Here is a 5,983-nt window from a genome sequence, read left to right as displayed (position 1 = left end):
ATAATTTTTGGAATAACGAAAAAGGTTCTTACCTTTGCAGTCCCAAAAGAAAGGGTCACCGGAAGCGAATTTCGGTTAGAAAGTTAAAAAGTGTTACTTTAACAAGTAACCAACAAAAACAGAAAAAGTAAACATCTTCGGATGTTAACATAATAACAGGTTCACTGCGACAGTGCTACCGATAAAGTTCTTTTAGGAAATAGAAAATCATGTAGTAAAGCGGGCCGGAAGGAAGTAGGCGGTTTGAAGGTTAAGAAGGAGGAGTTAGCAATAACTAATCACTAATGACCGATGACTAATCACAAAGAGACGGTTTGCAAGAAAAGAGGAATACTGGAGAGATATTGTATAAAGATATATATACAAATGATTAACAGATTCTATTATTGATAATAGGGTCAGAGCAATCAAACACACATTTTACAATGGAGAGTTTGATCCTGGCTCAGGATGAACGCTAGCGGCAGGCCTAATACATGCAAGTCGGACGGGATTGAGGAGCTTGCTCTTCATGAGAGTGGCGCACGGGTGCGTAACACGTATGTAACCTACCTTCGTCAGGGGGATAGCCTCTCGAAAGAGAGATTAAGACCGCATAACATTATTGGATAGCATTATTTAATAATCAAATATTTATAGGACGAAGATGGGCATGCGGAACATTAGCTAGTTGGTAAGGTAACGGCTTACCAAGGCTACGATGTTTAGGGGATCTGAGAGGATGACCCCCCACACTGGTACTGAGACACGGACCAGACTCCTACGGGAGGCAGCAGTAAGGAATATTGGTCAATGGGCGGAAGCCTGAACCAGCCATGCCGCGTGCAGGAAGACGGCCCTACGGGTTGTAAACTGCTTTTGCAGGGGAATAAACCTCATTACGTGTAATGAGCTGAATGTACTCTGAGAATAAGGATCGGCTAACTCCGTGCCAGCAGCCGCGGTAATACGGAGGATCCAAGCGTTATCCGGATTTATTGGGTTTAAAGGGTGCGTAGGTGGCCTGTTAAGTCAGGGGTGAAAGACGGTAGCTTAACTATCGCAGTGCCCTTGATACTGATGGGCTTGAATAAACTAGAGGTAGGCGGAATGTGACAAGTAGCGGTGAAATGCATAGATATGTCACAGAACACCAATTGCGAAGGCAGCTTACTATGGTTTTATTGACACTGAGGCACGAAAGCGTGGGGATCAAACAGGATTAGATACCCTGGTAGTCCACGCCCTAAACGATGAATACTCGATGTTGGCGATATACGGTCAGCGTCTAAGCGAAAGCGTTAAGTATTCCACCTGGGGAGTACGCCCGCAAGGGTGAAACTCAAAGGAATTGACGGGGGCCCGCACAAGCGGAGGAGCATGTGGTTTAATTCGATGATACGCGAGGAACCTTACCCGGGCTTGAAAGTTAGTGAATAAAGCAGAGACGCTTTAGTCCTTCGGGACACGAAACTAGGTGCTGCATGGCTGTCGTCAGCTCGTGCCGTGAGGTGTTGGGTTAAGTCCCGCAACGAGCGCAACCCCTATGTTTAGTTGCCAGCACGTTAAGGTGGGGACTCTAAACAGACTGCCTATGCAAATAGAGAGGAAGGAGGGGACGACGTCAAGTCATCATGGCCCTTACGTCCGGGGCTACACACGTGCTACAATGGATGGTACAGAGGGCAGCTACCTGGCAACAGGATGCCAATCTCACAAAGCCATTCACAGTTCGGATCGGGGTCTGCAACTCGACCCCGTGAAGTTGGATTCGCTAGTAATCGCAGATCAGCAATGCTGCGGTGAATACGTTCCCGGGCCTTGTACACACCGCCCGTCAAGCCATGGAAGCTGGAAGTGCCTGAAGTGCGTAACCGTAAGGAGCGTCCTAGGGTAAAGTCGGTAACTGGGGCTAAGTCGTAACAAGGTAGCCGTACCGGAAGGTGTGGCTGGAATACCTCCTTTCTGGAGCAATATCTCCCATTCCACTAAAGTAAAGCAGAACTGCTTTCTACATGATTATTTCTTAAAATTAGTTACCAGACGGAAGTATGGTAATACTAATTAAACGTAAACCCAAAGATGAATTCACTGGTATAGTAGCGAACATCTGGGAGACAAGATTGTAAGAGATTACGATGACGATTTACGAAATCTAAAATCGTAGGTCCGAAATCCGAAATCAAATAGTCCTGTAGCTCAGCTTGGTTAGAGCACTACACTGATAATGTAGGGGTCAGCAGTTCAAATCTGCTCGGGACTACAATAGAAACTCATTTTCGGGGGATTAGCTCAGCTGGCTAGAGCACCTGCCTTGCACGCAGGGGGTCAACGGTTCGAATCCGTTATTCTCCACCATACCCACCATAACCCTACCCAGGGATGGATATTGACAAAGGATCATTTTTTAGGAGATGACCGGGGTAAACGTTCTTTGACATATTGGAAGAAGTAAATAAAAGAGAAGACAACAGTATAGAGGACTGTTGGGGCTCTGAAAGAGATATTTACTGAAAATAAAGCGGAAAGACCTCGGTCTTGATACTTGATACTAAGTACTTAAATCAATCGGACACAACAAGAATCAAAAAGCATACATATCGAGCAAAAGGCGATATAGTAGAAGAAAGTAAGAAAGGGTACACGGGGGATGCCTTGGCTCTCAGAGGCGATGAAAGACGTGATAAGCTGCGATAAGCTACGGGGATCAGCAAATATGAATTGATCCGTAGATTTCTGAATGGGGAAACCTAACTAGTTGAAGACTAGTTGCATAAATGCGCGAACCTGCTGAACTGAAACATCTAAGTAAGCAGAGGAAGAGAAAATAATAATGATTTCCTGAGTAGTGGCGAGCGAAAGGGAAAAAGCCCAAACCCATTATGTTACGGCATAATGGGGGTTGTAGGACCACAACATGAATATCAAAATGAATTAGAACAGGGTGGGAAACCTGGCCATAGAGCATGAGAGCTGCGTATAAGTAAGTAATGATAGGATAGTGGTATCCTGAGTACCGCGAGGTCGGAGACGCCTTGTGGGAATCTGCCAGCACCATCTGGTAAGGCTAAATACTCCTGAGAGACCGATAGTGAACCAGTACCGTGAGGGAAAGGTGAAAAGAACCCCGAACAGGGGAGTGAAATAGAACCTGAAACCGTGTACTTACAAGCGGTCGGAGCGGACTTGTTCCGTGACGGCGTGCCTTTTGCATAATGAGCCTACGAGTTACTCCTCTCTGGCAAGGTTAAGTGTTTAAGACACGGATCCGAAGCGAAAGCGAGTCTGAATAGGGCGTATAGTCAGAGGGGGTAGACGCGAAACCTTGTGATCTACCCATGGACAGGTTGAAGGTGCCGTAACAGGTACTGGAGGACCGAACCGATAAACGTTGAAAAGTTTCCGGATGATCTGTGGGTAGGGGTGAAAGGCTAATCAAACTGGGAAATAGCTCGTACTCCCCGAAATGTTTTTAGGAACAGCCTGGCGGTTGAGTTATAAAGAGGTAGAGCTACTAATTGGGTGCGGGGGAGTCAAATCCTACCAAATCCAGATAAACTCCGAATGCTTTATAATATACGCTGGAGTGAGGCTATGGGTGCTAAGGTCCATGGCCGAGAGGGAAAGAACCCAGACCATCAGCTAAGGTCCCCAAATTACTGCTAAGTTGAACTAACGAGGTCCGATTGCACAGACAGCTAGGATGTTGGCTTGGAAGCAGCCATTCATTTAAAGAGTGCGTAACAGCTCACTAGTCGAGCGATCGGGCATGGATAATAAACGGGCATTAAGCAGTATACCGAAGCTATGGATTTCAATTTATTGATCTGGTAGGGGAGCATTCTATTCGCGGTGAAGCAGGAGGATAACCGACTGTGGAGGGGATAGAAAAGCAAATGTAGGCATAAGTAACGATAAGGCGGGAGAGAAACCCGCCCACCGAAAGACTAAGGTTTCCTGATCAACGCTAATCGGATCAGGGTTAGTCGGGGCCTAAGGTGAAGCCGAAGGGCGTAGCCGATGGATAACTGGTTAATATTCCAGTACGTTTTATAACTGCGATGCAGTGACGGAGTAGTGAAACTGACGCGAACTGACGGAATAGTTCGTTAAAGGCCGTAGGTATAGGTTTGGTAGTTAAGTACGCCAGATTTGCTGAAAGCTGATAGTACTCTGAGCCTTCGGGTAAGGAGATAGTTCAGGTAATCAGACTTCCAAGAAAACCTGCTAAGCTTCAGGTTATAAAACCCCGTACCGTAAACCGACACAGGTAGTCGAGGAGAGAATCCTAAGGTGCTCGAGTGAATCATGGCTAAGGAACTCGGCAAAATGGCCCTGTAACTTCGGGAGAAGGGGCGCTGGCAGCAATGTCAGCCGCAGTGAAAAGGCCCAGGCGACTGTTTAACAAAAACACATGGCTATGCAAAATCGAAAGATGACGTATATGGCCTGACACCTGCCCGGTGCCGGAAGGTTAAGAGGGGATGTTAGGGTTAAACCGAAGCATTGAATCGAAGCCCCGGTAAACGGCGGCCGTAACTATAACGGTCCTAAGGTAGCGAAATTCCTTGTCGGGTAAGTTCCGACCTGCACGAATGGTGTAACGATCTGGGCGCTGTCTCAGCCATGAGCTCGGTGAAATTGTGGTATCGGTGAAGACGCCGGTTACCCGCAACGGGACGGAAAGACCCCATGCACCTTCACTACAACTTAACATTGATATCGGATACAGGATGTGTAGGATAGGTGGGAGACTGTGATCCGGCTTCGCTAGGAGTCGGTTAGTCAACGTTGAAATACCACCCTTTCTGTATTTGGTGTCTAACCCTTCATTGAGGGGGACATTGTTTGGCGGGTAGTTTGACTGGGGTGGTCGCCTCCAAAAAGGTAACGGAGGCTTTCAAAGGTAAGCTCAGTACGCTTGGTAACCGTACGCGGAGTGCAATAGCATAAGCTTGCTTGACTGTGAGGCAGACAAGCCGAGCAGGGTCGAAAGACGGATATAGTGATCCGGTGGTTCTGCATGGAAGGGCCATCGCTCAAAGGATAAAAGGTACGCTGGGGATAACAGGCTGATCTCCCCCAAGAGCTCATATCGACGGGGAGGTTTGGCACCTCGATGTCGGCTCGTCACATCCTGGGGCTGGAGAAGGTCCCAAGGGTTGAGCTGTTCGCTCATTAAAGTGGCACGCGAGCTGGGTTCAGAACGTCGCGAGACAGTTCGGTCCCTATCTGTTGTGGGCGTTGGAAGTTTGAGTGGGGCTGACCTTAGTACGAGAGGACCGGGTTGGACTAACCTCTGGTGAATCTGTTATGGCGCCAGCTGTATTGCAGAGTAGCTACGTTGGGAATAGATAAGCGCTGAAAGCATCTAAGTGCGAAACTAGCCACAAGATGAGACTTCCATTGAGGGTCGTAGCAGACTACTACGTTGATAGGTTACAGATATAAAGGTGGTGACATCATAGTCGAGTAATACTAATCGCCCGAAGCTTTCTCATAAGCAGGTAATTAAGGTGGTGAGTGTAAAGTGATGAGTCGTGAGTTAGCAATAACTGATAACTCAAGACCCAAAACTCACCACTGAACACTAAGTATTGTTGTTTTCTCTTAAACTTACTTCTTTCAATAATATGTCATTGTTTGCTTTAGTAGCAAGTATGTAGTATCAAGTATCAAGATACCCGTACTTCTAAAAAGAAACAAATAAAAAATTGTTGGTTAAGCTTATCAGGTCTTGTTACTTGATACCAGCTACTAAATACTAACAAAAAATCTTCAGGTGCCTATATCGGCGGTGTCTACCTCTTCCCATTCCGAACAGAGAAGTCAAGCCCGCCAGAGCCGATGGTACTGCGGTAAAACGTGGGAGAGTAGGTCGGTGCCCAATTTTATAAGAACCCTGTGAACTCACGTTCACGGGGTTTCTTTGTTTATAACCCAGGCCTGAACCAGGCAGAAATAATCATCTCAGCCACACCGGTAATGCCCCTTAAGCCGGTAG

General features: G+C 46.9%; 2 tRNA genes and 3 rRNA genes. All 5 read left to right on the top strand.

From position 1 onward, the window contains the following. The first annotated feature begins 422 nt into the window (after positions 1-422). Positions 423-1,944: ribosomal RNA gene (locus LJ658_RS20400) — 16S ribosomal RNA — on the top strand. 223 nt (positions 1,945-2,167) lie between these two features. Then, a tRNA-Ile gene (locus LJ658_RS20395) sits at positions 2,168-2,242 on the top strand. 18 nt (positions 2,243-2,260) lie between these two features. Next, positions 2,261-2,337: transfer RNA gene (locus tag LJ658_RS20390), tRNA-Ala, on the top strand. Positions 2,338-2,602: 265 nt separating this feature from the next. After that, positions 2,603-5,480, top strand: a 23S ribosomal RNA gene (locus tag LJ658_RS20385). A gap of 277 nt (positions 5,481-5,757) precedes the next feature. Beyond that, a 5S ribosomal RNA gene (rrf, locus tag LJ658_RS20380) occupies positions 5,758-5,869 on the top strand. The 16S, 23S and 5S rRNA genes sit together here with 2 tRNA genes alongside, the layout of an rRNA operon. Positions 5,870-5,983 lie beyond the last annotated feature (114 nt).

Source organism: Mucilaginibacter sp. UR6-11, from assembly GCF_020880695.1.
GTDB lineage: Bacteria > Bacteroidota > Bacteroidia > Sphingobacteriales > Sphingobacteriaceae > Mucilaginibacter.
This window is presented reverse-complemented; position numbering and strand designations above follow the sequence as displayed.